A 24,587-nucleotide genomic window follows, 5' to 3' on the forward strand; every position below is an offset into this window, starting at 1 on the left:
CGGGCGCGATGACCTCCTCCCGACCGCGCGCCGACGCCTGCCCCGGCGCGCTGCAGACGCACCCCGCCGCCGACGGCGAGCTCGCCCGCGTGCGGGTGCCCGGCGGCCTGCTCACCGCCGCCCAGCTGCGGGTGCTCGCCGCCGCCGCGCGCGACCTCGGCGACGGCGCCCTGGAGATGACCAGCCGGGGCAACCTGCAGCTGCGCGGGCTGGCCGCCGGCGCCGCGCGGGAGCTCGGCGACCGGCTCGCCTGCGTGGGCCTGCTGCCCAGCGAGACGCACGAGCGGGTGCGCAACGTGCTGGCCAGCGCGCTGACCGGCCGCGCCGGCGGGCTGCTCGACGCCCGGCCGTGGGTGGCCGCGCTCGACGCCGGCCTGTGCGCCGACCCCGCCCTCGCCGCGCTGCCGGGCCGCTACCTGGCCACGCTCGACGACGGCCGCGGCGACGTGTCCGGGCTCGGCGGCGACGTCGGCCTGCTGGCGCTGTCGCCGTCCTCGGTCGCGCTGCTGCTCGGCGGGGCGGACAGCGGGCTGCGCACCGCGCCGGACGACGCCGTCGGCCTGCTGCTCGCCGCCACCCGCGCCTTCCTCGCCGAGCGCGCCGCGCAGGGCGGCACCGCCTGGCGGCTGACCGAGCTCGACGACGGGCCCACGCGCGTCGCCGCGCGGCTGGGCGGCACCCCGGCCGCGCCGGCCGCCGTCCCCGCCGCGCCGGACGCCGGCCCGGTCGGCGCGGAGACCCAGGCCGACGGGCGGACCGCGCTCGTCGGCGTCGTCCCGCTCGGCCGGCTCTCCGCCGACCAGGCCGACCTGCTCGCGTCGCTGGCCGGCGAGGTGCAGCTGACCCCGTGGCGCAGCGTCGTCGTGCCCGACCTGGCCGAGGACCGCGTGGACGACGCCGCCGTCGACCTGTACCGGACCGGCGTGGTGTTCGACGCCGACAGCCCCTGGGCGCGGGTCACCGCGTGCGCCGGCCGGCCGGGGTGCGCGAGGTCGCGGGCCGACGTCCGGGCCGACGCCGCCGCGGCGGTCGCGTCCGGGACCGTGCCGGAGGGCGCCCGCGTGCACTGGGCCGGCTGCGAGCGCCGCTGCGGCCGCCCCCGCGGCGAGGTCCTCGACGTCGTCGCGACCGTCGACGGCTACCGCGTCGGCTGGTCCTCCTCGGGGTCCGGGTAGCGGGCCCCGGCGGAGACCTCGGTGCCCTCGGGGACGGACACCGCGCGGCCGACCAGCGTGACGTCGCCGTCGCCGCCGATCGTGGCGCCGCTGCCGACGTCGACGCGGTCGTCGACCACCGCGCGGGTCACCGTCGCGCCGGAGCGCACCCGCACGCCGGGCAGCAGGACGGAGTCGACGACGGTCGCCCCGGCCTCGACCACGACGCCCGGGGAGATGACCGACCCGCGCACGTTGCCGGACACCCGGGTGCCGCCCGACAGCAGGCTGTTCTCGATCTGGCCGTCGTCGAGGACCCGGGCGGCGCTGTGCCGGCCGCCGCGGGTGTGGATCGGCCAGCCGGGGGCGTCGAGGTCGATCGGCGGCTCCTCCGACAGGAACTCCTGGTGCGCCTCCCAGTACGCCGGGACGGTGCCGACGTCCCGCCAGTAGCCCTTGAGCGGGTACGCCCGCGCGCCGCCGTCGCGGGTCTGCGCCGGCAGCAGGTGGGTGCCGAGGTCCTCGAGGCCCTCCTCGCCGACCTCCGACCGCAGCTGCTCCAGCCGGTCGAGCGTGGGCACGGGGTCGAAGACGAAGACCTCGTTGGTGGCGGTGGTCGTCGCCGGCTCGTCGGGCTTGTAGGCGTAGCCGGTCACCCGGTCGCCGTCGACCTCCACGATGCCGTAGCGGGCGGCGTCGTCGGCGGCGACCTCGGTGGTCACCATCGTCACCTCCGCGCCGGACTGCAGGTGCGCCTCGGCGACCTCGCGGTAGTCGAGCTCGTAGACGGCGTCCGCGCTGACCACGACCAGCGCCTCCGGGCCGAACTGGCGGATCAGCTCGGCCTGCCGCCACAGCGAGTTCGCCGTCCCCGTGTTCCACCCGCCGCGCTCGGTGCCCTGGAACGGCGGGAGGGTCATCAGCCCGCCGGTCGTGCGGTCGAGGTCCCAGGGCCGGCCGTTGGCGAGGTGGTCGGCCAGCGAGGCCGGGTGCTGCTGGATCGACACCCAGACGTCGGGGATGCCGGAGTGCTCGCAGTTGCTCAGCGGGAAGTCGATCAGCCGGTACACCCCGGCGAACGGGACGGCGGGCTTGGCGCGGTGCTCGGTGAGCAGCTGCAGGCGCCCACCGGCACCACCGGCGAGGACGAGGACGAGGAGGCGGGGAAGGGCCATGCCCCCGGCTACCCGCTCCGTGCGCGACGTAGCCTCCTGCCCGATGTACGAGTACGAGAAGGACGGCGCCGAGATCTACCGGCGGTCGTTCGCGACGATCCGCGCCGAGGCGGACCTCGCCGGCCTGCCCGAGGACCTCGCGCGGGTGGTCGTCCGGATGATCCACGCCTGCGGCCAGGTCGACCTGGCCGCCGACGTCGCCGCGAGCCCCGACGTCGTCCGGCTCGCCCGGGAGGCCCTCGACGCCGGCGCTCCCGTCCTGTGCGACGCGCGGATGGTCGCCTCCGGCGTCACCCGCCGGCGGCTGCCGGAGGACAACGACGTCGTCTGCACCCTCGGCGACCCGCGCGTGCCGGCGCTGGCCGCGGAGCTCGGCACCACCCGCACCGCCGCCGCGCTGGAGCTGTGGCGCGACCGGCTCGACGGCGCCGTCGTCGCCGTCGGCAACGCGCCCACCGCGCTGTTCCACCTGCTCGAGATGGTCGCCGCCGGCGCCCCCCGCCCGGCCGCCGTCCTCGGCATCCCGGTCGGCTTCATCGGCGCGGCCGAGTCCAAGGAGGCCCTCGCCGCCTCCGACCTGCCGTTCCTCGTGGTCCGCGGCCGGCGGGGCGGCAGCGCCATGGCCGCGGCGGCGGTCAACGCGATCGCGAGCGACGTGGAGTGAGCGGGCGCCTGTACGGGGTCGGGCTGGGCCCCGGCGACCCCGAGCTGGTCACCGTCAAGGCCGCCCGGCTGATCGCCGCCGCCGACGTCGTCGCCTTCCACGCCGCGCAGCACGGCCGCTCGGTCGCCCGCGCGCTCGCCGCCCCCTACCTGCGGGAGGGGCAGGTCGAGGAGCTGCTGGTCTACCCGGTCACCACCGAGGGCACCGACCACCCCGGCGGCTACCAGGGCGCGATCGACGAGTTCTACGAGGCCGCCGCGGCCCGGCTGGCCGCGCACCTCGACGCCGGCCGCGACGTCGTCGTGCTCGCCGAGGGGGACCCGTTCTTCTACGGCTCCTACATGCACATGCACAAGCGGCTCGCCCACCGCTACCCGACCGAGGTGGTGCCCGGCGTGACCAGCGTCAGCGGCGCCGCCGCGGTCGTCGGGCGGCCGCTGGTGGAGCGGGACGAGGTGCTCACCGTGCTGCCGGGCACGCTGCCCGCCGACGAGCTCGCCGAGTGGCTGGCCACCACCGACTCCGCCGCGGTGGTGAAGCTCGGCCGGACGTTCGGCCGGGTCCGCGAGGCGTTCGAGGCCGCCGGCGTGCTCGACCGCGCGCTCTACGTCGAGCGGGCCACCACCGACCGCCAGCGGACGATGCCGCTGGCCGACGTCGACCCCGCGACCGTCCCGTACTTCTCCCTGGCGCTGCTGCCCTCGCCGCTCACCGGGACCACGCCCGCCCCCGCGGACCTCCCGGACGCCGCCCCGCGGACCGGCGAGGTGGTCGTCGTCGGCCTCGGCCCCGGCGCCCGCGGCTGGACCACCCCCGAGGTGGCCGACGCGCTCGCCGCCGCCGACGACCTGGTCGGCTACGGCCCCTACCTGGACCGGGTGCCGGCCAACCCGCGGCAGACCCGCCACCCCAGCGACAACCGGGTGGAGGCCGAGCGGGCCGCGCACGCGCTGGAGCTGGCCCGGTCCGGACGGCGGGTCGCGGTGGTCTCCAGCGGCGACCCGGGCGTGTTCGCCATGGCCGCCGCGGTGCTCGAGGTGGCCGCCCGGCCCGAGCACGCCGGCGTCCGCGTGCGGGTGCTGCCCGGGCTGACCGCCGCGCAGGCGGTCGCGTCGCGGGTCGGCGCGCCGCTCGGGCACGACTTCGCCGTCATCAGCCTCTCCGACGTGCTCAAGCCGCTCGACGTCGTCCTCGACCGGCTGCGCTCCGCGGCGGCGGCCGACCTGGTGCTGGCGCTGTACAACCCGCGGTCCAGGGCGCGCCCGCACCAGCTGGCCAAGGCGCTCGACGCGCTGCGCGAGGTGCGCGAGCCGGAGACGGTGGTCGTCGTCGGCCGGGACGTCGGCGGGCCGGAGGAGGAGGTCCGGGTGACGACGCTGCGCGACCTGGACCCGGGGACGGTGGACATGCGCTGCCTGCTGCTGGTCGGGTCCTCGCAGACGCGGGTGACGCCGGCCGGGCAGGTCTACACGCCGCGCCGCTACCCGTCCTGACGGGAATGCCGGCCGGATCGGTGGCCTTGGCAACTGTCGTGCCCCGCCTCCCCCGCCCGGTCGCGTTCTGGTCGGTGGCCGGACTCCTCGTGCTGGTGCTGGCCGCCTCCGGCGTGCCGTCGCCGCTGTACCGCGTCTACCAGGAGCAGTTCGGTTTCGGCGCCGGCGTCCTGACGCTGGTGTTCGGCATCTACGCCTTCGCGCTGCTCGCCGCGCTGCTGGTGGTCGGCAGCCTGTCCGACCACGTGGGCCGGCGGCCGGTGCTCGCCGCCGGGCTGCTGCTGCAGGCGGTCGCGATGGCGGTCTTCCTCGCCGCCGACGGCGTGGGCTGGCTGCTGGCCGCGCGCACGCTGCAGGGGCTGTCGACCGGCGCGCTGACCGGGTCGCTCGGCGCGGCGCTGCTCGACCTGCAGCGCCCCTCGGCGCGCCCGCTGGGCGCGCTGCTCAACAGCGTCTCGCCGGGCCTCGGGCTGTCACTGGGCGCGGTGGGCGCGGGCCTGGCGATCGAGGGGATCGCGGAGCCGACGCCGTGGGTGTTCGGCGTGCTGACCGTGGCCTTCGTGCTCGGCGCGGCCCTCGCCTGGCTGCTGCCCGAGACCTCCCCGCGCGTGCCCGGGGCACTGGCCTCGCTGCGCCCGCGGGTGGAGGTGCCGCGGCCACAGCGGCGCGCGTTCGCCGTCGGGGTCCCCTGCCTGGTCGCGCTCTGGGCGATGGGCGGGCTGGTGCTGTCGCTGGGACCGTCGCTGACCGCCGGCGTGTTCGGCGTGGCCGACCACCTCGTCGGCAGCCTGCTCATCCTCTGCATGCAGGGCGCCGCCGCCGTCGGTGGCGTGCTCGCCCGGGACGTGCCGCCCCGCCGGGCGATGGGCGGGGGCTGCGTCGTGTTCGCGGCCGCCGTCGCGGGCCTGCTGGTCGCTCTGGTCACCGGGACGCTGTGGCTGTTCTTCGTGGCCTCCGGGCTGGCCGGCCTGGGCTTCGGCGCCGCCTTCCTCGGCACCGTGGCCACCGTGACGGCGGGCGTCGAGCCCGGCCACCGCGCGGGGCTGCTGTCGAGCGTCTTCGTCGTCGGCTACCTGGCGTTCAGCATCCCGGCGATCGTCGCGGGCATCGCCTCGGGCGCGGTCGGGCTGCGGCTGACCGCGGTGGTCTACGGCGCCGTGGTGATCGTGCTGGCGCTGGGCGCGGCGGCCGGCCTGCGGCTGTCGCACCGGCGCACCCCGGCGACCGTGCCCGCCGACGAGCCGTCGCAGCCGCTGGCCGCCTGAGGGTCACACCCTCGACTCCCCTCTGACCAGCGGGAACCGTCGTACCCCTCTCCTAGCGTGCGGGGTGTGCAGGAGGTCGCCGGTCCCGGGTCGCTCATCGAGCGCGCGCTCGTCGACGCGGTCCTGCACCGGCCGGTGCGGCTGCCGCGGCTGCCGGTGAGCCTGCTGACCCGGGAGCAGAAGGCCGCCGAGCTCGAACGGGTGCAGGCGCTCAAGGCGATGGCCGCCGCCTACGAGGCGGAGCTCGTCCTGGGCCTGGCCGACGACTCCCCGGCCGACGACGATCCCGCGCCGGGCGCCCCCGGCGCCCGGACGGGCTCCTGGGCGCCGGATCCCGAGCTGCCGGGTGTCTCGGAGTTCTTCACCGCGGAGCTGGCGGTGGTGCTGAACGTCGGCCGCGGCACCGCCTCCCACCTCGCCCACCGGGCCTGGACGTACCGCTCGCACCTGCCCGGCACCTGGGCGGCGCTGGCCGCCGGCGCGCTGGACGAGGCCCGCGCCAAGGCGCTGGTCGACGTGCTCGAGCACACCGACCTCGCCCTCGCCCGCCGCGTCGAGGCGGCCGTGCTGCCCGAGGCGGCCTCGCTCACAGTGGGGAAGCTGAAGAAGCGCGCGCTGGAGCTGCTGCTCGAGCTCGACGCCGCCGCGGTCGACGAGCGCCGCGCACAGGTCGAGCGGCACGCCGACGTGCGCATCCACCCCTCCCCCCGCGACGGCATGGCCACGCTGACCGCCGAGCTACCGACTGACGTGGCCGCCGCCTGTGAGGCAGTGGTCGACGAGCTGGCCCGGATGCTCAAGGCCGACGGGGACGAGCGGCCGATCGGGCAGCTGCGCACCCTGGTCCTCGCCGATCTGCTGCAGCGCCCCTGGGAGACCGACCGCCCGCCGGTCACCGCCCACCTGCAGGTCATCGCCACCCTCGCCGCGCTGACCGGCCGCAGAGGCGAGGCGGGTGCGGTGAACGGGCTGCCGATCACCGCCGCCCACCTGCGCGAGCTCCTGCAGCAACTGGACGCGCTCGGCGTCCGGGCGCCCGAAGGCGGGTCGGTCACCCTGGCGCTGGTCGACGACGACGGCACGCTGCGGGCGACGACCACGCTCGACCGGTTGCGCCGGCTGGCCCGCCGCGGCTGTCCCGACCACCCGGCCGACGCCGACTGCGAGTGCGCGGTGCTCGACCGCCCGGCCGAGACCGACGGCTACGAGCCCTCGGCCAAGCAGCAGGCGTTCGTGCACACCCGCGACCGCACCTGCCGCTTCCCCACCTGCGGCCAGCGCGTCGGCTGGGCCGACACCGACCACGTCGTCCCCCACGCCACCGGCGGCGCCACCGACTGCGCCAACCTGTGCTGCCTGTGCCGCAGCCACCACCGCCTCAAGACCTTCGCCCGCGGCTGGCGCTTCCACATGAGCGCCGACGGGACCCTCACCGTCACCACGCCGTCCGGGATCACCCGCACCACCCGGCCACCGGGCCTGCGACCGCCCCCGACCGAACCCGGTCCACCACCGGCCGATCCCGGACCACCGTCACCGGCCCACCCGGACGACGACCCGCCACCGTTCTGATCCGAAGGACCAGCCCGATGCCGCTCGCCCCGCCCCGCGACGAGCCGACCCCCTGGATGACCGCCTGCCCCCGGGCACATCCGGGTACCGAGACGGCATGGGCAGCGGTCCGGTCGTCGTGGTCACCGGTGGGTCGAGCGGCATCGGGCTGGCCACCGCACGCCTGCTCGCCGAGCGCGGAGCGCGGCTGGTGCTGGCCGCCCGGGGCGCCGACCGGCTGGCGGAGGCCGCCGCGCAGTGCACCGCCCTGGGCGCCGAGGTGCTGACCGTCCCGACCGACGTGACCGACCCCGGCCAGGTCGAGCGCCTGGCCGGCGCCGCCGTCGAGCGCTTCGGCCGGATCGACGGCTGGGCCAACGTCGCCGGCACCAGCCTGTGGGGGCCCTTCGAGGAGATCCCGCTGGCCACGCAGAGGCGGCTGCTCGAGGTCGACCTGCTCGGTGTCCTGCACGGCTGCGCGGCCGCCGTCCCGCGGATGCTGGCCTCCGGCGGTCCCGCCGTGATCGTCAACGTGGGGTCGATCGCCGGACGGGTACCGACCCCGTGGGCGGCCACCTACACCGCCGCCAAGTACGGGGTCGCGGGGCTGACCGAGGCGCTGCGGCACGAGCTGGGGATCCGCTCGAGGATCGCCGTCTGCGCCGTCCACCCACCCTTCACCGACACCCCCACCGCCCGGGCCTCGGGCAACCGCACCGGTCGCACGCTGCGGCCACTGCCGCCCGTCATGCGCCCCGAGCGGGTGGCCGAGCGGATCGCAGGCCTGCTCGCCGACCCGCGGCGGTCGGTACGCCCCGGCCTGCAGAACGTCCTCGCCGCCGCCTACCCGCTGGCTCCCGACCGGGTCGGCCGACTGACCGCCCGCGTGCTCGGGCGCCACCTGCTGCGCGCCGGCCGTCCGGACGGCCCCACCGACGGCGCCCTGTTCGCCCCCTCCCCCGGACCGGCGCTGGTGCGCGGGGACTGGGGAGGTCCGCAGCGTCGCCGGGGACGGGTCGTGGCGGGCACCGCCGGGCTGGCCGGTGCGGCGGTCTGGGCCGCCACCCGCCGCTAGGAGGCCGCCCGCCCCACCGCGGCGCAGAACCGGTCGTGGTCGGCGCGCGCCTCCGCCAGCGGCGCCAGCACCTCCTCGTCGGCCACCTCCGCCACCCGGGCGGTGAGCCGGCGCCGCGCCGTCCGCGCCCGGCGTCTGGCGCCCGCCGCCACGAGCGGCCGGCACAGCAGCGCGAGCAGCAGCCCGGCGAGCAGCCCGCCGGCCAGCAGCAGCGTGGGCAGCGGGATGCCCTGCACCCGTGGCAGCGGGAGGACGTCGTCGAGCTGCAGCAGCCCGAGGCCGGCCAGCGCGAGCAGCCACAGCGCGCCCACCAGCGCGGTGAGCGCCAGCAGCCACTGCAGGCCCCCGGCCGCGCGCTGCCAGAGCGGCGTCCGGTCGGGGCCGAGGTCGGTGCCGGCGACGGCGCGGTCGAGCCGGTCGGGCAGCCGCTCCTCCGTGTCCTCCGACGTGCGGCGCAGCTCGTCGCGCCAGGCCGGCGGCAGCCCGCGGCCGGCCTCGTCGCGGGCCCGGCGCAACGCGGCGTCCATCCCGGCCCGCTGCACCGCGCCCGCCTGCGGCAGCGAGGTCCGCGACCGCTCGTCCCCCAGGTTGAGCCGGCCCAGCGGATCGGCCCGCAGCTTCGACGTCCACCGCAGCACCGGCCAGCCGGTGTGCGCCACGCCGCTGCGGCGCGCCGAGCGCTCGACCGCGGCGGCCACCGCCGGCACCCCCGCGGCGTCGGCGAGCGCCCCGGTGAGCTCCTCCCGCGCCGCCCGGTCCGGCCCGCGGTCGCGGCCGGCGTCGGAGGCGCAGTGGGCGGCCAGGGCCGAGGCGGCGCCCCGCGCGTCCGCGGTCAGCCGGTCGGTGGCGGCCTTGCGGGCGCCCACGCGGCGGCCCAGCTCGGCCCGCAGCTGCGGCAGGCCCAGGCCGCTGGGCGCCGCGGTGGGCAGCACCGGCACCCCGGCCAGGCCCTCCTCGTCGAGCAGCCGGCGCAGGTCGGCCAGGCACGCGGCGACCGCCGCCTCGTCGAGCCGGTCCACCTGGTTGAGCACCACCAGCAGCACGCCCGCGTGCCCGGCCAGCGGCGCGAGGTACCGGGTGTGGACGGCGTCGTCGGCGTACTTCTGCGGGTCCAGCACCCACACCAGGACGTCGACCAGCTGCACCAGCCGGTCGACCTCCAGCCGGTTCTCCAGCCGCACGCTGTCGTGGTCGGGCAGGTCCAGCAGCACCAGGCCGTCGAGCGCGGGGTCGGGGTCGGCGACCCGGTGCCGCCGCGGCACCTCCAGCCAGTCGAGCAACCGGTCGGCGCCGTGCGCTCCGGTGGAGGGGTCCCCCCAGACGCTGGCGTGCGCGACGCCGGTGGTCGGCCGCCGCACGCCGGGCGTGCTCACCTCCGCCCCGGACAGCGCGTTGAACAGCGTGGACTTGCCGCTGCCGGTGGCCCCCGCGAGCGCGACGACGGTCGCGTCGCCCAGCGCCTCGCGGGCCCCGGCCTTGGCCAGCAGCGACCGCGCCGTGCCCACCTCGGGCACCTCCAGCCGCCCGTCGGCGACCTCCACCGCCTCGCGCAGCGCGGCCAGCCGGTCGGCCAGCGACGGCCCGCGGCCCCTCACGCGGCGGCTCCCCGGGCCGCGGCCAGCGTGGCGACGGCCGAGCGCAGCTCCTCCGCCGCGGCGGGGGCGTCCGCGGCGACGGCGAGCAGCTCCTCGAAGCGGTCCTGCTCGGCGGCCAGCAGCCGGTCGGCGCGGGCGTCGAGGTCGGCGCGGGCCCGGGCGGCCAGCGAGCGCACCGCGGCGTCGCCGAACACCGCCTCGAGCACCCGCTGCCCGAGCGCCGTCGTCCCGCCGGCGACGGCGAGCTCCGCACCCGACAACCCCGCCGTCGAGGCGAACACGGCGACCATCACCACCGCGCCGGCCCCGTTCACGCCCCACGACAGCAGCCGCGCCTGCGAGCGCTTGCCCGCGCCCTCCTCGCGCACCAGGTCGAGCACGTGGCCCTGCCAGTCGCGCACCTCGTCGGCGGCCGCGGGCGCGAAGTCCGGCGACTCCGCCCCGAGCTCCTCCTCGCGCCCGGCGACGAGCGCCGGCCCGCCGGGCAGCGAGCGCCACGCCGTCACCGTGCGGTCGGCGGCACGGCCGGCCTCCGCGCGCAGCAGCGTCTCCACGCCCGACTCCAGGGCGCCGTGCAGCGAGTCCGTCGACGTCGGGCGGCCGGTGAGCGCGGCGCCCAGCCGGTCGCGCAGCCGGCCCACCCGGTTCTGCAGCGAGCGCATCCACTCGCCGGTGCCCACGAAGTCCTGCCAGCGGGCCAGCACCTCGCCGCGCAGCAGGCTGCCGTTGCCCACGCCCTCGGCGACCGCCTGCCGCGCCGCGCCGTAGGCCGCGTCGGCGGCGTCGGCGAGGGCGGCCGCCGCCGCGGCCTGCTCGTCCACCCCGTCGGCGACCGCGGCCACCCGCCCGTCGAGGCTCTCCAGCGCCCCGGCGAGCGTCTGCCGCACGACGGCGGCGCGCTGCTCCTGGTCGGCCGCCAGCCCGCGCAGCCAGTCGCGCAGCGGCGCCACCTGCTCCTCGGGCAGGAAGCCGTCGCGCAGCGGCCGCTCCTCCACCACGAACAGCCGCGCCGTCCCCAGGCCGCCGCGCTGCAGCATCCCGGCGAGGTCGGCGGCCACCTCGCTCACCGCCTCGGGCGGCACCCGGTCCAGCACGACCGCCAGCGCGGTGCCGCGCTCCTGCGCCGTGCGCAGCAGGTCCCACGGGACGGCGTCGGCGTAGCGGGCCGCCGTCGTCACGAAGACCCACAGGTCCGCCGCCGACAGCAGCTGCCCGGCGAGGTCGCGGTTGGTCTCCACCACCGAGTCGACGTCGGGGGCGTCGACGAGCGCGAGCCCGGCCGGCAGCGCCTCGCTCGGGACCAGGCGCAGCCCGCCGACGACGTCGCCCTCGCCGGTCGTGCGCGGCAGGCCGGGGAGCACGCGGTCGCCGGAGAACGCCGGCACGTCGCCCGGCGAGCAGACCAGCACGGGGGCGCGGGTGGTCGGCCGGAGCACGCCGGGCGTGGTCACCCGCGCGCCGAGCACGCTGTTGACCAGCGTGGACTTGCCCGCGCCCGTCGAGCCGCCGACGACGGCCAGCAGCGGGGCGTCGAGGTCGCGCAGCCGGGGCAGCAGGTAGTCGTCGACCTGGTCGACCACCGCCCGGGCGGTGCGCGCGGTCGCCTCCCGCGCGGGGGTGGCCAGGCCGAGCGGCGCCGCGGCGACGGCGTCGCGCAGCTCCTGCAGCGCATCGGTCAGCGGAACGGCCCCGGTCACCTCGGGTAACTAGCCCGGACGGCGGTCCGCTACCCGTCGAGCGCCGCGAGCGCGGCCGGCACCTCCCCCGGCGTCGCGACGACGACGGCCGCGCCGGCCCCCTCCAGCTCGCCCGGACCGCCCGGTCCCCAGCCCGCGCCCACGCACGCCAGCCCGTGCGCCGCCGCGCCCAGCACGTCCTGCGCGCGGTCGCCGACGAGCACGGCCGGCCGCGCGGCGGGGTGCGCGCCCAGCGCGGCGGCGACCACCTGGTCCTTGTGCCGCACAGCGCCGTCGAGGGTGGCGCCGTGCACGCTCGCGAACGCCGCGCGCAGGCCGGTCGCCTCGAGCACCCGCACGGCGAACACCTCGGGTTTGCTGGTCGCGACGGCGAGGGTCGCCCCGCCGTCGCGGAGGGTCGCCAGCAGCTCCGGGATCCCGTCGTACACGGCGACGTCGAGCAGCGCGCCGGCCGTGTAGTGCGCCCGGTAGGCGGCCACCGCGCGGTCGACGTCGGCGGGCGGGACCCCGAGCACCGTGGCGAAGCCGTCCTGCAGCGGCGGGCCGACCATGTCGCGCAGCTGCGCCGGCGTCGGCTCGGGCAGGCCCAGCTCGGCCGCGGCCACCCGCACCGAGGCGGCGATGCCCGGCGTCGAGTCGACCAGCGTGCCGTCGAGGTCGAACAGGACAAGGCGGGGGTCGTCGGGCACGGAACCTGCGCCTCCGGTCGGTCGGGGTCCCCGGTCGAGGGCGTGGTACCCGGCGCCCTTGTCCGCAGCCTCCCCCCGGACGACGCTGTCGCGCATGGACGGGTCCGGGGGGCGGACCGCCGACGAGGGCGCGCCGGACCGGCCGGCGCGCGTTCCGCACGGCCGCCACACCGAGGATGCCTCCCAGCGCCTCCAGCAGGACGTCCGGCGGCTGCAGGAGCGGCTGGTGCAGGGCGCCCAGGCGATGGCCACGACCGAGCACGCCGTCGCCGCCACCCATCTCGCCCTCGCCGAACGAGCCCTGCGCAGGGGCCGCGTCGAGGACGCGCAGGGGTACCTGCGCGAGGCCGCGGCGGCGCTGCGGGCCGTCGACCACGAGCGGGACCGGGCCGTCCGGTGGCCGGCGGCCACCACCCCCGGGGACACGGACACGGCGCACGCCGAGCGGGCGCGGAGGGCCGCCGACCGGGCGCGGGAGGACGCCGCCGGTCGCCGCGACCAGGCGGCCCGCCGATGGGAGGAGGCGGCGCTGCTCCGCGAGGAGGCGGCGCGACAGCGCGACGAGGTGGCCGCCGAGCGTGACCAGCGGGCAGCGGAGCGGGCCGCCGCCGCCGAGCGCCGGGAGTCGGCCGCCGACCTGCGCCGGGCCGAGCAGGAGCGCTGGCGCCAGCGGGCGGCCGCCTCGGCCGGCGGGGTGCCGTCCGAGCGGCGGGAGCACCAGCGGGCCATCGACGCCCAGGTCGCCGAGAGCTACCGCGCCCAGGCCGAGGACGACCGGGCGCGCGCCGAGGCCGACCGGGCGGCCGACGCCGCCGACCGCCGGGCGGCGGAGGAGGACCGCAGGGCGGCGGCCCGGGACCGCGAGGGCGCCCGCGCCGACCGGGAGCGGGCCGCCCGCGACCGCGCCGCGGCGAGGGCCGACCGCGACCGGCACCCCGGCGCCGGCCCCGCGGGACGCTGACGCGCCGGGTCAGCCGGTGACGGCGTCCAGGAAGGTCTGCACCCGCTCCCGCAGCTCGGCGACCCGCTCCTCGCCCACCTCGGCCGGGTCGCGGTCGCGCAGCCACGGCGGGATCTCGGTGCGGGCGCGGGCGGCGCAGCCGAGGTCGGCGCACACGTAGGTGCCCACGGTGTTCCCGTTGCGGCCGGCCTCGCCGGCGCGGCGCGCGGTGAACAGCGAGACGGCGTCGCCGGAGTGGGTGGACTGGCACAGCAGGCACATGACGGTCCGGCGCGCCGACATCCGCGACTCCGCGGCGCGCAGCGCGATGCCGACCGGCTGCCCCTCCCGCTGGACGACGAGGTAGCCGCGCAGCGGCGCCTTCGGGTCGCGCCAGCCGAGCACCTCGAGCTCGTCCCACGGCAGGTCGGCGAGGTCGCGCGGGAGGGTGGCGGAGTTGGCCTCGCCCTTCGAGCAGTTGACGAAGGAGCGCCGCACCTGCTGCTCGGTCATCGGTTCCACGAGGGGCCATCCTCCGTTCCGGCACCGTCACGTCTCAACGCATTTAGCCACTCCACCGCTTCCTCGACGGTGGCCACGACGTCGACCCCGGGGGGCAGCGGCGGGCGGCGGACCAGCACCACCGGCAGCCCGAGCCGCCGGGCGGCGACCAGCTTGGCCTCGGTCATGTGCCCGCCGGAGTCCTTGGTCACGACGACGTCGACGCCGTGCTCGCGCAGCAGCGCGACCTCCTCCTCGACCGTGAACGGGCCGCGGGCCAGCAGCAGCACCGCGCCCGCGGGCAGCGGCTCGTCCGGCAGGTCGACCGAGCGCACCAGCACCCGCCCGGGCAGCGCCGCGAACGCGCCGACGCCCTGCCGGCCGGTGGTGAGGAAGACGGTGCCGGCGTCCCGGACCGCCGCGGCCGCGTCGGCCAGGGAGTCCACGTACGTCCACCGGTCCGCAGGCCCCGGCGTCCAGCCCGGCCGCTGCAGCCGCAGCAGCGGCACGCCCTGCCGCCGCGCCGCGGCCGCCGCGTTCGCGGTGATCCGGGCGGCGAACGGGTGGGTCGCGTCGACGACGGCCCGCGGCCGGTGCGTGGCCAGCCAGTCGGCCAGCCCGTCGGCGCCGCCGAAGCCGCCGACCCGCACGCCGCCCGCGGGCAGCACCGGGTCGGCCACCCGCCCGGCGAGGCTGGACAGGACGTCGACCCCGCGCTCGACCAGGGCCGCGGCCAGCCGCCGCGCCTCGCCGGTGCCGCCGAGGACCAGCACCCGCCCGCTCACGCCGCGTCGCCGGGGATCATGGGCCGGTGAGCAGGGACGGCGCCTCCGGGCTGCGGCACGGCTGGACCACCGGCGCGTGCGCGACGGCGGCCACCACCGCGGCCTACACCGCGCTGCTCACCGGCGAGTTCCCCGACCCGGTGACCATCGACCTGCCGAACGACCGGCACCCCTCGTTCGCGCTGGCCCGCGAGTCGCTCGATCCCGGCGCGGCCACCGCCGGGATCGTCAAGGACGCCGGCGACGACCCCGACGTCACCCACGGCGCGCTGGTGAGCGCGCGGGTCTCGCACGGCGAGCCGGGCAGCGGGGTGGTCTTCCGCGCCGGCGAGGGCGTGGGCACCGTGACCAAGCCCGGGCTGCCGCTGGCGGTCGGCGAGCCGGCGATCAACCCGATGCCGCGGCAGTTCATCCGCGAGCACGTCGCGGCGGTGGCGGCGCGGCACGGCGGCAGCGGCGACGTCGTCGTCGAGGTGTCCATCGAGAACGGCGCCGAGCTGGCGCGGAGGACGTGGAACCCGCGGCTGGGCATCGTCGGCGGGCTGTCGGTGCTCGGCACGACCGGCGTCGTCGTGCCGTACTCCTGCTCGTCGTGGATCGACTCGATCCGCCGCGGCATCGACGTCGCCCGGGCCGCCGGGCACGAGCACGTGGCCGGGTGCACCGGCTCCACCAGCGAGCGGACGGTGCAGGAGCTCTACGGCCTGCCCGAGGACGCCCTGCTCGACATGGGCGACTTCGCCGGCGCCGTGCTCAAGTACCTGCGCCGCCACCCGGTGCCGCGGCTGACCGTGGCCGGCGGCATCGGCAAGCTGGCCAAGCTCGCCGACGGCCACCTCGACCTGCACTCGGGCCGCTCGCAGGTCTCCTTCGACTCGCTGGCCGCGCGGGTGGCGGCCGCGGGCGGCTCCGCGGAGCTGGTCGCGGGCGTGCGCGGGGCGAACACCGCGCTCGACGCGCTGCGGCAGTGCCAGGCGGCCGGGCTGCCGCTGGGCGACCTGGTGGCCGCGGGCGCCCGGGAGACGGCCCTGGGGGTGCTGCGGGGAGCCCCGGTCGCGGTCGACGTCGTGGTGGTCGACCGCGCCGGCGCGGTGGTGGGTCAGGCGTGACGGCATCTCGTCGTCGAGTAGAGGTGGCTGTCGGGGAACTGCTCCGCGGTGAGCACCGGGCCCACGACCACGACCGCGGTCCGCCTGACGCCCGCGGCCTCGACCTGCCCGGCGATGTCGGCGAGCGTGCCGCGCAGCACCAGCTCGTCGTCGCGGCTGGCCCGGGCCACGACGGCGACCGGGCCGTCGGCGCCGTAGTGCTCGGCCAGCTGCGGCGCGAGCTCGGCCATCCGCTGCACGGCCAGGTGCAGCACGAGCGTGGCGCCGGTGGCGGCGTAGGCGGCCAGCTCCTCCCCCGGCGGCATCGGCGTGGACCGCGCGCTGGTGCGGGTGAGGACGACGGTCTGCCCGACGCCGGGCACGGTGAGCTCCCGCTTGAGCGCGGCGGCCGCGGCGGCGAACGCGGGCACCCCCGGGACGACGTCGTAGGGCACCCCCGCGGCGTCGAGCCGGCGCATCTGCTCGGCCACGGCGCTGTAGACCGACGGGTCGCCGGAGTGCAGCCGGGCGACGTCGTGGCCGGCCTCGTGCGCGGCCACCAGCTCGGCGGTGATCCGGTCCAGGTCGAGGTCGGCGGTGTCGACCAGCCGGGCGCCGGGCGGGGCGGTGTCGAGCAGCTCGCGGGGCACCAGGGCGCCGGCGTAGAGGCAGACCGGGGCGCTGGCGATGATCCGCGCCGCCCGCAGCGTGACGAGGTCCGCGGCCCCCGGCCCGGCCCCGATGAAGTGGACGGTCACGGATTCGCCCTTCGCGCGCGAACGGCGGAACAGGCTCCGGTCACCAGCGGGTCACCGACCAGATCGTCACGGGCATCGCGGGCTTCCAGCCGGTGAACGACCCGACCGGCTCGGCGCGCTGCACCCCGACCCGCACCAGCTCCCCGCCGACCCGCGCGTGCCACTGGGCGAGCACCGCCTCGCTCTCGACCGTGACCGCGTTGGCCACCATGCGGCCGCCCACCGGCAGCGCGTCCCAGCAGGTCTCGACCAGCAGCGGCGTGGTGAGCCCGCCGCCGATGAACACCGCGTCCGGGGCGCCCAGCCGGGAGAGGACGTCCGGCGCGTGCCCGTGCACCACCCGCAGGTACGGGACGCCGAGGCGCCCGGCGTTGCGGGCGATCCGCTCGGCCCGCTCGGCCGATGCCTCCACCGCGACGGCGCGGCAGGTCGGGTGCGCGCGCATCCACTCGATGCCGATCGACCCGGCGCCGGCCCCGACGTCCCACAGCAGCTGCCCGGGGACGGCGGCCAGCCGGGCGAGCGTGATCGCGCGGACCTCCGACCTGGTCAGCTGCCCGTCGGACTCGTAGGCGCCGTCGGGCAGGCCCGGGGTGGTGGGCAGCGGCATGGTGCCGCGGTCGGCCCGGCACTCGACGGCGGTGACGACCAGCGCCGGCGCCGGCTGCGACCAGGTGGCCGCGGTGCCGGTGCGCACCTCCTCGTCCGGGCCGCCGAGCCCGCCGAGCACGGTGACCAGGCTCTGCCCGTAGCCGCGGCCGGCCAGCAGCGCGGCCACCTGCGCCGGCGTCTCGCCGTCGGAGCCGAGCACCAGCAGCCGCCGGCCGGGCTGCACGTGCGGGTGCAGCAGCTCGATCGGCCGGCCGACCAGGCTGACCACCTCGGTGTCCTCGACCGCCCAGCCCAGCCGCGCGCAGGCCAGCGACACCGACGACGGCGCCGGCAGCACCCGCACCCGCTCGGCGCCCAGCAGCCGGGTCAGCGTGGTGCCGATGCCCGACAGCATCGGGTCGCCGCTGGCCAGCACCACCAGCGCGCGGCCGGCGTGCTCCTCGACCAGCCCGGGCAGCGCCTCGGTGAGCGGCGAGGGCCAGGGCACCCGCTCGGCGGGGACCTCCTCCGGGACCAGGTCGAGCTGGCGGGAGCTGCCGAGCAGCACCTCGGCCCGCTCGACCTCGGCGCGCGAGGTCGGGGCCAGCCCGTCCCAGCCGTCCGCGCCGATGCCGACGACGACGATCGGGGTCGTCGCGGCCTCCTCCACCGCGTCCGCCTGCCGGACCCCGCTCACGCCGGCAGCTCGCCCTCGGGTCCGGCGGCCTCGGCGAGCAGCTTCTCGCGCAGCTCCTCGGGCAGCCGGTCCACGTAGACGACGCCGTCGAGGTGGTCGACCTCGTGCTGCAGGCAGCGCGCGGCCATGCCGGTGGCCTCGATGGAGACCGGCTCCCCCTTCACGTCGACGCCGTCGACCCGGGCGCGGAAGGCGCGGGCGAGCTCGGCGTAGGGCCCGGGCACCGACAGGCAGCCCTCCTCGGTGACCTCCTCGGCCGGCTCGCCGCCGGTCGGCTCGAGCAGCGTGAGCCGCGGGTTGACGACGTAGCCGACGACGTCCTCGCCGTCGGCGTCCGGGCAGTCGATGACGAACACCCGCGCGTCGACGCCGATCTGGTTGGCCGCCAGCCCCACCCCGTCGGCCTCGCGCATCGAGGCGAACATGTCGAGGACCAGCCGCCGCAGCCGCTCGTCGAACTCGGTGACCGGGGCGGTCGGGCGGTGCAGCACCTCGTTGCTGCCGTAGGTGACGATCGGCCGGGCGACGCCGTCGTAACGGCCGGGCAGGCGCATGGCCGCGATCCTAGGAAGCGCCCTCGGCAGGATGGGCACCGTGCCGCACCGCCGAGACGTCCCCACCGCCCTCGGCCTGGCGCTCGGCGCGGCCGCCGACGTGCTGCTCGCCGATCCCGCGCGGCGTCACCCGGTGGCCGGGTTCGGCACGGTCGCCGCCGCGCTGGAGCGGCGGGTCTGGCGGGACTCCCGCGCGGCGGGTGCGGGGTACGCGGCGGTGCTCGTGGCGGGCGCGGCCGGGTTGGGGGCCGCGGTGGACCGCGCCACCCGGGGCCGGCCGGCGGCGCGCACCGCCGCCGTCGCCGCCACCGCGTGGGCGGTGCTGGGCGGCACCTCGCTGGGCCGGGCGGCGACCGCGATGGCCGGCGCGCTGGAGTCCGGCGACCTGCCCGCGGCGCGGGCGCTGCTGCCCACGCTCGCCGGGCGGGACCCCTCGACCCTCGACGAGGCGGAGCTGGCCCGGGCCACCGTCGAGTCGGTCGCGGAGAACACCTCCGACGCCGCCGTCGCGCCGCTGGTGTGGGGCGCGCTGGCCGGGCTGCCCGGGCTGCTGGGGTACCGCGCGGTCAACACCCTCGACGCGATGGTCGGCCACCGGTCCCCGCGGCACGCCCGGTTCGGCTGGGCCGCCGCCCGCGCCGACGACGTCGCCAACTGGCTGCCCGCCCGGCTCACCGCGGCGCTGACCGTGGCCTGCGCCCCGCTCGCCGGCGGGTCGGCGGGCGGGGCGCTGCGGGTGTGGCGCCGCGACGGCGCCGCCCACCCCAGCCCCAACGCCGGCCGCTGCGAGGCCGCGGCGGCCGGCGCCCTGGGACTGCGGCTGGGCGGGCGCAACGTCTACGGCAGCCGGGTGGAGGACCGGCCGGTGCTCGGCGACGGGGCGGCGCCGGCCAGCAGCGACGTCGCGCGGGCGGTGCGCCTCTCGCGCGCGGTGTGGGTGGCCGCCGCGGCCGCCGCGGCCGTGGGCAGGACGGCCGTGGGCAGGACGGCCGTGGCCAGGGCGGCCCGCGGCCGCTGAGGGGACCGGGTCCGCGGCCCGCGCCCGTGCAGGGCGCCACGCGGCGCCGACGGCACGGGGAAGCCGGACGGGTCGACGCGGAGGTGGCTGGCCGGCGGGTCGGCCGGGCCGCGGCCGCCGCGGACGGCGACCACCAGCGTGCCCACCGCCAGGGCGGCGAGGGCCAGCAGGAACAGCAGGACGAGGACGGCACCAGGGGTCATGGACAGGACAGTGGCACCATCGAGCCTGGACGGAAGCGGTCCAATCCGGCATGGTGGCCTGCATGCCACCGAGCGCGGATCAGTCCACTGCTCCCGAGCTGGCCGGGCTGGTCGGGCCACTGGGTGACCTGCCGGGCCCGCGGTACGCCGCGCTGGCCCGGCGCATCCGCGAGCTGGCGGCCCTCGGGCAGCTCGCGCCGGGCACCCGCCTGCCGGCCGAGCGCGACCTCGCGGCCGCGCTCGCGGTCAGCCGGGTGACCGTCGCCTCGGCCTACCGGCTGCTGCGCGAGGAGGGGCACGCGAGCACGCGGCACGGCGCGGGCACCGTCGTCGAGGCGCCCGCGGCCGACCCGGTGTGGACCGCCCCGACCACCGACCCGGGCGTGCTCGACCTCGCGCACGCGGCGCCCGAGGCGGCGCCGCAGCTGCTGCCCGCCTACCGGGAGGCGCTGGAGCGGCTGCCCGCCGTCGTCGCCGGCCACGGCTACGCGCCGGGCGGGCTGCCGGAGCTGCGCGCGGCGATCGCCGACCGGTACACCGCCCGCGGCCTGCCCACCGACCCCGAGCAGGTGGTGGTCACCGCGGGCACCGGCGACGCGACCGCGCTGGTGTTCGAGACGCTGCTGCAGCCCGGCGACCGCGTGCTGGTCGAGCACCCCACCTACCCGGGGGCGCTGGGCCTGGTCACCACCGCCGGCGGCCGGTGCGTCCCGGTGGCCGTGGACGCCGCCGACCCCGACGCGGTAGTCGGCGCCGCGCACATCGCCGTCCGGCAGAGCAGCCCGCGGATGGCCTTCCTGATGCCCGACTTCTCCAACCCCAGCGGCGCCCGGCTGTCCGCCGCCGGGCGCCGCCGCCTGGCCGCGACACTGTGGCAGCAGGGCGTGCTGACCGTCGTCGACGAGGTCACCGCGGAGCTGCACCTCGACGACGGGCCGCTGCCCCCGTACGCCGCGGGCCTGCCCGACGCCGCGACGATCACCGTCGGCGGGCTGTCCAAGGCGGTGTGGGGCGGGCTGCGGGTCGGCTGGCTGCGGACCGACGCCGCCCTCGCCGGCTCGCTCGGCGCCGCCCTCGGCCGCCGCCAGCTCTCGGTGGGCCTGCTCGACCAGCTGGCCGCGGCGACCCTGGTGCGGGACCTCGACGCGGTCCTGGAGCAGCGGCGGGCGCTGCTGCGCGAGCGCCGGGAGGTGCTGCTGGCCGAGCTGGCGGCCCGGCTGCCGGCGTGGACCGCGGCGCCCCCGCGCGGCGGCCTGTCGGTCTGGTGCACGCTCCCACCGGGCACGAGCTCCGCGGCGCTGGCGGCCGCCGCCGCCCCGCTCGGGCTGCTGCTCGCCGAGGGCCGCGCGTTCGGCACCGGCACCGCCTTCGACGACCACCTGCGGGTGCCGTTCACCCTCCCCGCGGCGGACCTGCGCAGCGCCGTCGCCGGCCTCGCCGCCGTCGACGCCGCCCTGCGCCGCGATCCGGTGGTGCGACACCCGGTGCGGCCCCTCACGGTGGTGTGACACGCACCGGACCGGGTCGTCCGACGGTCGTGCGCCCCCGGTCCCGGGGGACTACCGTCATGGAGGTCCCCGAGCGGCCGGGAACTCCCCCGGCGATCCGCAGATGGTCGAACAGCCGGCTGTGCGGCGCTCTCGCCGGGCCCCCCACCCGGCGCGTCCTCTCGGAGCCCGCCATGACGTCGACGCAGTCGCGTGTCGCCTCCAAGCACCGCCCACCGGCCGCCCGGACGACCCCTCCGCCCCTCCCCCGTCCCCCCGCCCCCACACCCCTGCCCGGGCGGCGCACCGCCGTCGCCGGCCACTGGCGCTACGACCGCGCCAGCGGGGACTGGTGGTGGTCGGCGGAGATGGCCGCCCTGCACGGCCTCCCCGACGACGGCCCCGGCCCCTCCACCGAGGTGCTCGTCGCCGCCCAGCACCCCGACGACCGGGCGCGGACCATCGACGCCCTCTCCGCGGCGGTCACCGGGGCGCAGGCCTTCTGCCTGGAGGTCCGGCTGCGGTCCGGCGACGGCCACCGGCCCGTCGTCTTCGTCGGCGAGCCGCGGTCGGACGACGACGGCCGGGTGGTCGCGGTCGAGGGCCTGATGGTCGAGGCCCCCCGGCCCGTGGTGCCGTCGGCCGAGGACCGCGTCGCGGCCCTGGAGACCGAGGTCGCCCAGCTGCGCACGGCGATGGCCAGCCGGGCGCCGATCGAGCAGGCCAAGGGCGTGCTCATGCTCCTCACCGGGTGCGGCGACCAGGTGGCCTTCGACCTGCTGGCGCACATCTCCAGCCACGTCCACCGCAAGGTCCGCGACGTCGCCCTCGACCTCGTCGCCTCCGCCTCGGGGGCGCGGCCCCTGGCGCCCGAGGTGCGCGCGATCCTGCGCGACGCCTGCCCGCCCCCGGGACGCGTCGAGCGCTGACCCCCGCCCCGCCCGCGCGGCCCTGCCTCCCGGACCGCGCGGGCGTCAGGGGAGGATGCCCGGGGTCCGGGCCGGCGGGCAGACGCCGGCCCCGGTCCCTGGGAGGGGGCGGACGGCGTGTTCTACCTGCTCGCGCGGTTCCTGCTGCGGCCGCTGTTCCGGGTCGTGTTCCGGCCGCGGGTCACCGGGCGGCAGCACGTGCCGGCCACCGGCGCGTTCATCATCGCCAGCAACCACCTGTCGTTCATCGACAGCATGGTCATCCCCCTGTCGGCACCGCGCCGCGTCCGGTACCTGGCCAAGGACGAGTACTTCACCGGCCGCGGCCTCGGCGGCTGGTTCACCCGCACCCTGTTCACGGCGCTGGGCGCGATGCCCGTGGAGCGGAAGGCCTCCCGCGCGGCGCAGGAGGCGCTGGACACCGCCCTCGGCGTGCTGCGCGCCGGTGAGGGCTTCGGCATCTACCCCGAGGGCACCCGCTCCCGCGACGGCCGGCTCGCGCGCGGCAAGACCGGCGTCGCGTGGCTGGCGCTCACGGCCGGCTGCCCCGTGGTGCCGGTGGCCGTCGTCGGCACCGACCGGATCCAGCCGGTCGGCGCCCGCTGGCCGCGGCCGCACCGGTTCTCGATCGAGTTCGGCGAGCCGATGACCTTCCCCGAGCACGCCGGCCAGGCGCGCAACGGCCGGGTCCGCCGCGAGGTCACCGACCGGATCATGGAGACGATCGCCGGGATGTCCGGGCAGGAGAAGGCGGGCTGGGGCAGCCCGCGCCCGGCCGCGTGAGCGGGGCGCTGCTGGTCGCCGGGACGACGTCGGACGCCGGCAAGTCCGTCGTCACGGCGGGCGTCTGCCGCTGGCTGGCCCGCCAGGGCGTGCGGGTCGCGCCGTTCAAGGCGCAGAACATGAGCAACAACTCGGTGGTCACCGCCGACGGCGCCGAGATCGGGCGGGCGCAGGTCATGCAGGCCGCCGCGGCGCGGGTCGAGCCCGAGGCGGCGATGAACCCCGTGCTGCTCAAGCCCGGCGGCGAGGACGCCAGCCAGGTGGTGGTGCTCGGCCGGCCGGTCGCCGACGTCACCGCGCTGTCCTACCGGCCGATGAAGGCGGCGCTGCTGGAGCAGGCGCTGGCCTGCCTGGCCGACCTGCGGAGCCGCTTCGACGTCGTCGTCTGCGAGGGGGCCGGCTCCCCCACCGAGATCAACCTGCGCGCCGACGACATCGCCAACATGGGCCTGGCCACCGCGGCCGGGCTGCCGGTGGTCGTCGTCGGCGACATCGACCGCGGCGGGGTCTTCCCCGCCCTCTACGGCACCGTCGCGCTCATGCCGCCGGCCGACCAGCGGCTGGTCGCCGGGTTCCTGGTCAACAAGTTCCGCGGCGACGTCCGGCTGCTGCGGCCCGGCCTCGAGCAGCTCACCGCGCTCACCGGCCGGCCGACGCTCGGCGTCCTGCCCTGGCTGCCCGGCGCGGCGCTCGACGTCGAGGACTCCCTCGGCATCCCCACCGGCGTCCTCCCCGCCGGGCCGCCGCACGGCGAGGAGGTGCTGCGGGTCGCCGTCGCCCGGCTGCCGCGGCTGTCGAACTCCACCGACGTCGACGCGCTGGCCGCCGAGCCCGGCGTCCTCGTCCGGTTCGTCACCCGCCCCGAGGAGGCCGCCGACGCCGACCTGCTGGTGCTGCCCGGCAGCCGCGCGACGGTGTCCGACCTCGCCTGGCTGCGCGCCACCGGGCTGGCCGACGCGGTGACCCGCCGCGCCGCCGAGGGCCGGCCGGTGCTCGGCATCTGCGGCGGGCACCAGATGCTCGCCCGCACGATCACCGACGACGTCGAGTCGCGGGCGGGCACCGTGCCCGGGCTGGGGCTGCTGCCGGCCGACGTCCGGTTCGCGCGGGAGAAGACGCTGGGCCGCCCGTCCGGGGAGGCGATGGGGCACCCCGTGCGCGGCTACGAGATCCACCACGGCGTGGTGACCTACGGGGACGGGGCCGAGCCGTTCCTCGACGGCGGCCGGGCCGGGTCGGTGTGGGGCACCACCTGGCACGGGGCGCTGGAGAACGACGGGTTCCGCCGTGCCTTCCTCGCCGAGGTCGCCCGGGCCACCGGCCGCCGGTTCACGCCGGCGCCGGAGACGTCCTTCGCCGCGGTCCGCGAGCAGCGCCTGGACGCGCTCGGCGACCTGGTGGCCGAGCACGCCGACACCGACGCGCTGTGGCGGCTGCTCGAGGAGGGTCCGCCGGCGGACCTGCCGCTGCTGCCGCCCGGCGACGCGCTCAGCCCGCGCTGAGCGCGGACTCCAGCCGCTCCCGGACGTCGTCGGGCCACGGCGTGGCCGCTCCCCCGGCGGTGCCGACGTAGGTGTTGCGGATGACGCAGCACACCCGCTCCCCCACGCGGACGGTGAACCGCACGGTCACGCTCGTGCGCCCGAGCCGCTCGGCCTGCGCGTCGACCTCGACCGTGTCGCCCCAGCGGGCCGACGACGACCACTCCAGGGCGCTGGCCTTGACCACCGGGTCGACCCGCGGGGCGATCTCCTCCCACGGCAGCCCGATCGACGCCCACCAGGCGGTGGAGGCCTCGTCCGCCCAGACGAGGTAGTGCGCGTTGAACACGACGCCCTGCTGGTCGCACTCGACGAAACGGACCGGGGAGCTCCACGTGACCGGCACGGCGCGAC

General features: G+C 78.3%; 23 protein-coding genes. 13 read left to right on the top strand and 10 right to left on the bottom strand.

Features of this window, described 5'->3' with window-relative positions; all coding sequences use genetic code 11:
* Positions 1-8: 8 nt before the first annotated feature.
* Positions 9-1,175, top strand: coding sequence for a precorrin-3B synthase (gene cobG, locus ACI79Z_RS04000; RefSeq protein WP_456901754.1), 1,167 nt, complete (start codon positions 9-11; stop codon positions 1,173-1,175).
* Here cobG and ACI79Z_RS04005 read toward each other — a convergent pair.
* Positions 1,139-2,329, bottom strand: a complete 1,191-nt coding sequence (locus ACI79Z_RS04005) for a glucose-1-phosphate adenylyltransferase family protein (protein ID WP_456901755.1) — start codon at positions 2,327-2,329, stop codon at positions 1,139-1,141. The two genes, cobG and ACI79Z_RS04005, sit on opposite strands and share 37 nt — an antisense overlap.
* 43 nt (positions 2,330-2,372) lie before the next feature.
* Here ACI79Z_RS04005 and ACI79Z_RS04010 point away from each other — a divergent pair, with 43 nt between their 5' ends.
* From ACI79Z_RS04010 to ACI79Z_RS04030, 5 genes are all read left to right on the top strand, one after another.
* Positions 2,373-2,993: a precorrin-8X methylmutase gene (locus ACI79Z_RS04010; RefSeq protein WP_456901756.1), complete on the top strand. Its 621-nt coding sequence runs from the start codon at positions 2,373-2,375 to the stop codon at positions 2,991-2,993.
* On the top strand, positions 2,990-4,486 hold the full coding sequence (locus ACI79Z_RS04015; protein WP_456901757.1) for a precorrin-2 C(20)-methyltransferase: 1,497 nt from the start codon (positions 2,990-2,992) through the stop codon (positions 4,484-4,486). The genes ACI79Z_RS04010 and ACI79Z_RS04015 overlap by 4 nt, the downstream gene beginning before the upstream one ends.
* 38 nt (positions 4,487-4,524) lie before the next feature.
* On the top strand, positions 4,525-5,751 hold the full coding sequence (locus ACI79Z_RS04020; protein ID WP_456901758.1) for an MFS transporter: 1,227 nt from the start codon (positions 4,525-4,527) through the stop codon (positions 5,749-5,751).
* A 66-nt stretch (positions 5,752-5,817) separates the two neighbouring features.
* Positions 5,818-7,323 (top strand): DUF222 domain-containing protein, encoded by a 1,506-nt coding sequence (locus tag ACI79Z_RS04025; RefSeq protein ID WP_456901759.1) that lies wholly within the window; start codon positions 5,818-5,820, stop codon positions 7,321-7,323.
* 97 nt (positions 7,324-7,420) lie between these two features.
* On the top strand, positions 7,421-8,377 hold the full coding sequence (locus ACI79Z_RS04030) for an SDR family NAD(P)-dependent oxidoreductase (RefSeq protein ID WP_456901760.1): 957 nt from the start codon (positions 7,421-7,423) through the stop codon (positions 8,375-8,377).
* Here the strand turns inward: ACI79Z_RS04030 and ACI79Z_RS04035 are convergent.
* The 3 genes from ACI79Z_RS04035 to ACI79Z_RS04045 are packed head-to-tail and all read right to left on the bottom strand — an operon-like array spanning position 8,374 to position 12,358.
* Entirely contained in the window at positions 8,374-9,972 is a 1,599-nt protein-coding gene (locus ACI79Z_RS04035) for a GTPase (RefSeq protein WP_456901761.1), read from the bottom strand. The two genes, ACI79Z_RS04030 and ACI79Z_RS04035, sit on opposite strands and share 4 nt — an antisense overlap.
* Positions 9,969-11,669, bottom strand: a complete 1,701-nt coding sequence (locus ACI79Z_RS04040; protein ID WP_456901762.1) for an ABC transporter — start codon at positions 11,667-11,669, stop codon at positions 9,969-9,971. Before ACI79Z_RS04040 ends, ACI79Z_RS04035 begins: the two co-directional genes overlap by 4 nt.
* A 29-nt stretch (positions 11,670-11,698) precedes the next feature.
* Positions 11,699-12,358: an HAD hydrolase-like protein gene (locus ACI79Z_RS04045; protein ID WP_387987329.1), complete on the bottom strand. Its 660-nt coding sequence runs from the start codon at positions 12,356-12,358 to the stop codon at positions 11,699-11,701.
* A gap of 94 nt (positions 12,359-12,452) precedes the next feature.
* Between ACI79Z_RS04045 and ACI79Z_RS04050 the strand changes: the two genes are divergently transcribed.
* Positions 12,453-13,319: a hypothetical protein gene (locus ACI79Z_RS04050; RefSeq protein WP_456901763.1), complete on the top strand. Its 867-nt coding sequence runs from the start codon at positions 12,453-12,455 to the stop codon at positions 13,317-13,319.
* 9 nt (positions 13,320-13,328) lie between these two features.
* Here ACI79Z_RS04050 and ACI79Z_RS04055 read toward each other — a convergent pair whose 3' ends face one another.
* Both ACI79Z_RS04055 and ACI79Z_RS04060 read right to left on the bottom strand, forming a co-directional pair.
* Positions 13,329-13,811 (bottom strand): FBP domain-containing protein, encoded by a 483-nt coding sequence (locus ACI79Z_RS04055; protein WP_387987511.1) that lies wholly within the window; start codon positions 13,809-13,811, stop codon positions 13,329-13,331.
* Positions 13,808-14,584, bottom strand: coding sequence for a cobalt-precorrin-6A reductase (locus ACI79Z_RS04060; protein WP_456901764.1), 777 nt, complete (start codon positions 14,582-14,584; stop codon positions 13,808-13,810). Before ACI79Z_RS04060 ends, ACI79Z_RS04055 begins: the two co-directional genes overlap by 4 nt.
* A gap of 26 nt (positions 14,585-14,610) precedes the next feature.
* On the opposite strand from ACI79Z_RS04060, the gene ACI79Z_RS04065 reads away from it, so the two are divergent.
* Complete coding sequence (locus tag ACI79Z_RS04065) at positions 14,611-15,693, top strand: cobalt-precorrin-5B (C(1))-methyltransferase (protein ID WP_456901765.1); 1,083 nt, start codon at positions 14,611-14,613, stop codon at positions 15,691-15,693.
* On the opposite strand, the gene cobM is transcribed toward ACI79Z_RS04065, so the two are convergent.
* Genes cobM through def form a run of 3 tightly spaced genes read right to left on the bottom strand, consistent with a single transcriptional unit; the run spans position 15,684 to position 18,272 of the window.
* On the bottom strand, positions 15,684-16,430 hold the full coding sequence (gene cobM, locus ACI79Z_RS04070; RefSeq protein WP_456901766.1) for a precorrin-4 C(11)-methyltransferase: 747 nt from the start codon (positions 16,428-16,430) through the stop codon (positions 15,684-15,686). The two genes, ACI79Z_RS04065 and cobM, sit on opposite strands and share 10 nt — an antisense overlap.
* Positions 16,431-16,470: 40 nt before the next feature.
* Complete coding sequence (gene cbiE / locus ACI79Z_RS04075) at positions 16,471-17,718, bottom strand: precorrin-6y C5,15-methyltransferase (decarboxylating) subunit CbiE (RefSeq protein WP_387987337.1); 1,248 nt, start codon at positions 17,716-17,718, stop codon at positions 16,471-16,473.
* Positions 17,715-18,272, bottom strand: a complete 558-nt coding sequence (def, locus tag ACI79Z_RS04080) for a peptide deformylase (protein ID WP_387987339.1) — start codon at positions 18,270-18,272, stop codon at positions 17,715-17,717. Before def ends, cbiE begins: the two co-directional genes overlap by 4 nt.
* A 40-nt stretch (positions 18,273-18,312) precedes the next feature.
* Here def and ACI79Z_RS04085 point away from each other — a divergent pair, with 40 nt between their 5' ends.
* From ACI79Z_RS04085 to ACI79Z_RS04105, 5 genes are all read left to right on the top strand, one after another.
* Positions 18,313-19,290: a cobalamin biosynthesis protein gene (locus ACI79Z_RS04085; protein ID WP_456901767.1), complete on the top strand. Its 978-nt coding sequence runs from the start codon at positions 18,313-18,315 to the stop codon at positions 19,288-19,290.
* A 265-nt stretch (positions 19,291-19,555) separates the two neighbouring features.
* On the top strand, positions 19,556-21,001 hold the full coding sequence (gene yczR, locus ACI79Z_RS04090; RefSeq protein WP_456901768.1) for a MocR-like transcription factor YczR: 1,446 nt from the start codon (positions 19,556-19,558) through the stop codon (positions 20,999-21,001).
* 173 nt (positions 21,002-21,174) lie between these two features.
* Positions 21,175-21,909: an ANTAR domain-containing protein gene (locus tag ACI79Z_RS04095; RefSeq protein ID WP_456901769.1), complete on the top strand. Its 735-nt coding sequence runs from the start codon at positions 21,175-21,177 to the stop codon at positions 21,907-21,909.
* 117 nt (positions 21,910-22,026) lie between these two features.
* Entirely contained in the window at positions 22,027-22,692 is a 666-nt protein-coding gene (locus ACI79Z_RS04100; protein ID WP_387987347.1) for a lysophospholipid acyltransferase family protein, read from the top strand.
* Positions 22,689-24,194: a cobyric acid synthase gene (locus tag ACI79Z_RS04105; RefSeq protein WP_456901770.1), complete on the top strand. Its 1,506-nt coding sequence runs from the start codon at positions 22,689-22,691 to the stop codon at positions 24,192-24,194. The genes ACI79Z_RS04100 and ACI79Z_RS04105 overlap by 4 nt, the downstream gene beginning before the upstream one ends.
* Here ACI79Z_RS04105 and ACI79Z_RS04110 read toward each other — a convergent pair.
* Positions 24,181-24,579, bottom strand: coding sequence for an acyl-CoA thioesterase (locus ACI79Z_RS04110; protein ID WP_456901771.1), 399 nt, complete (start codon positions 24,577-24,579; stop codon positions 24,181-24,183). The two genes, ACI79Z_RS04105 and ACI79Z_RS04110, sit on opposite strands and share 14 nt — an antisense overlap.
* Between the last annotated feature and the right edge of the window lie 8 nt (positions 24,580-24,587).

The organism is Geodermatophilus sp. SYSU D00663 (assembly GCF_054050655.1).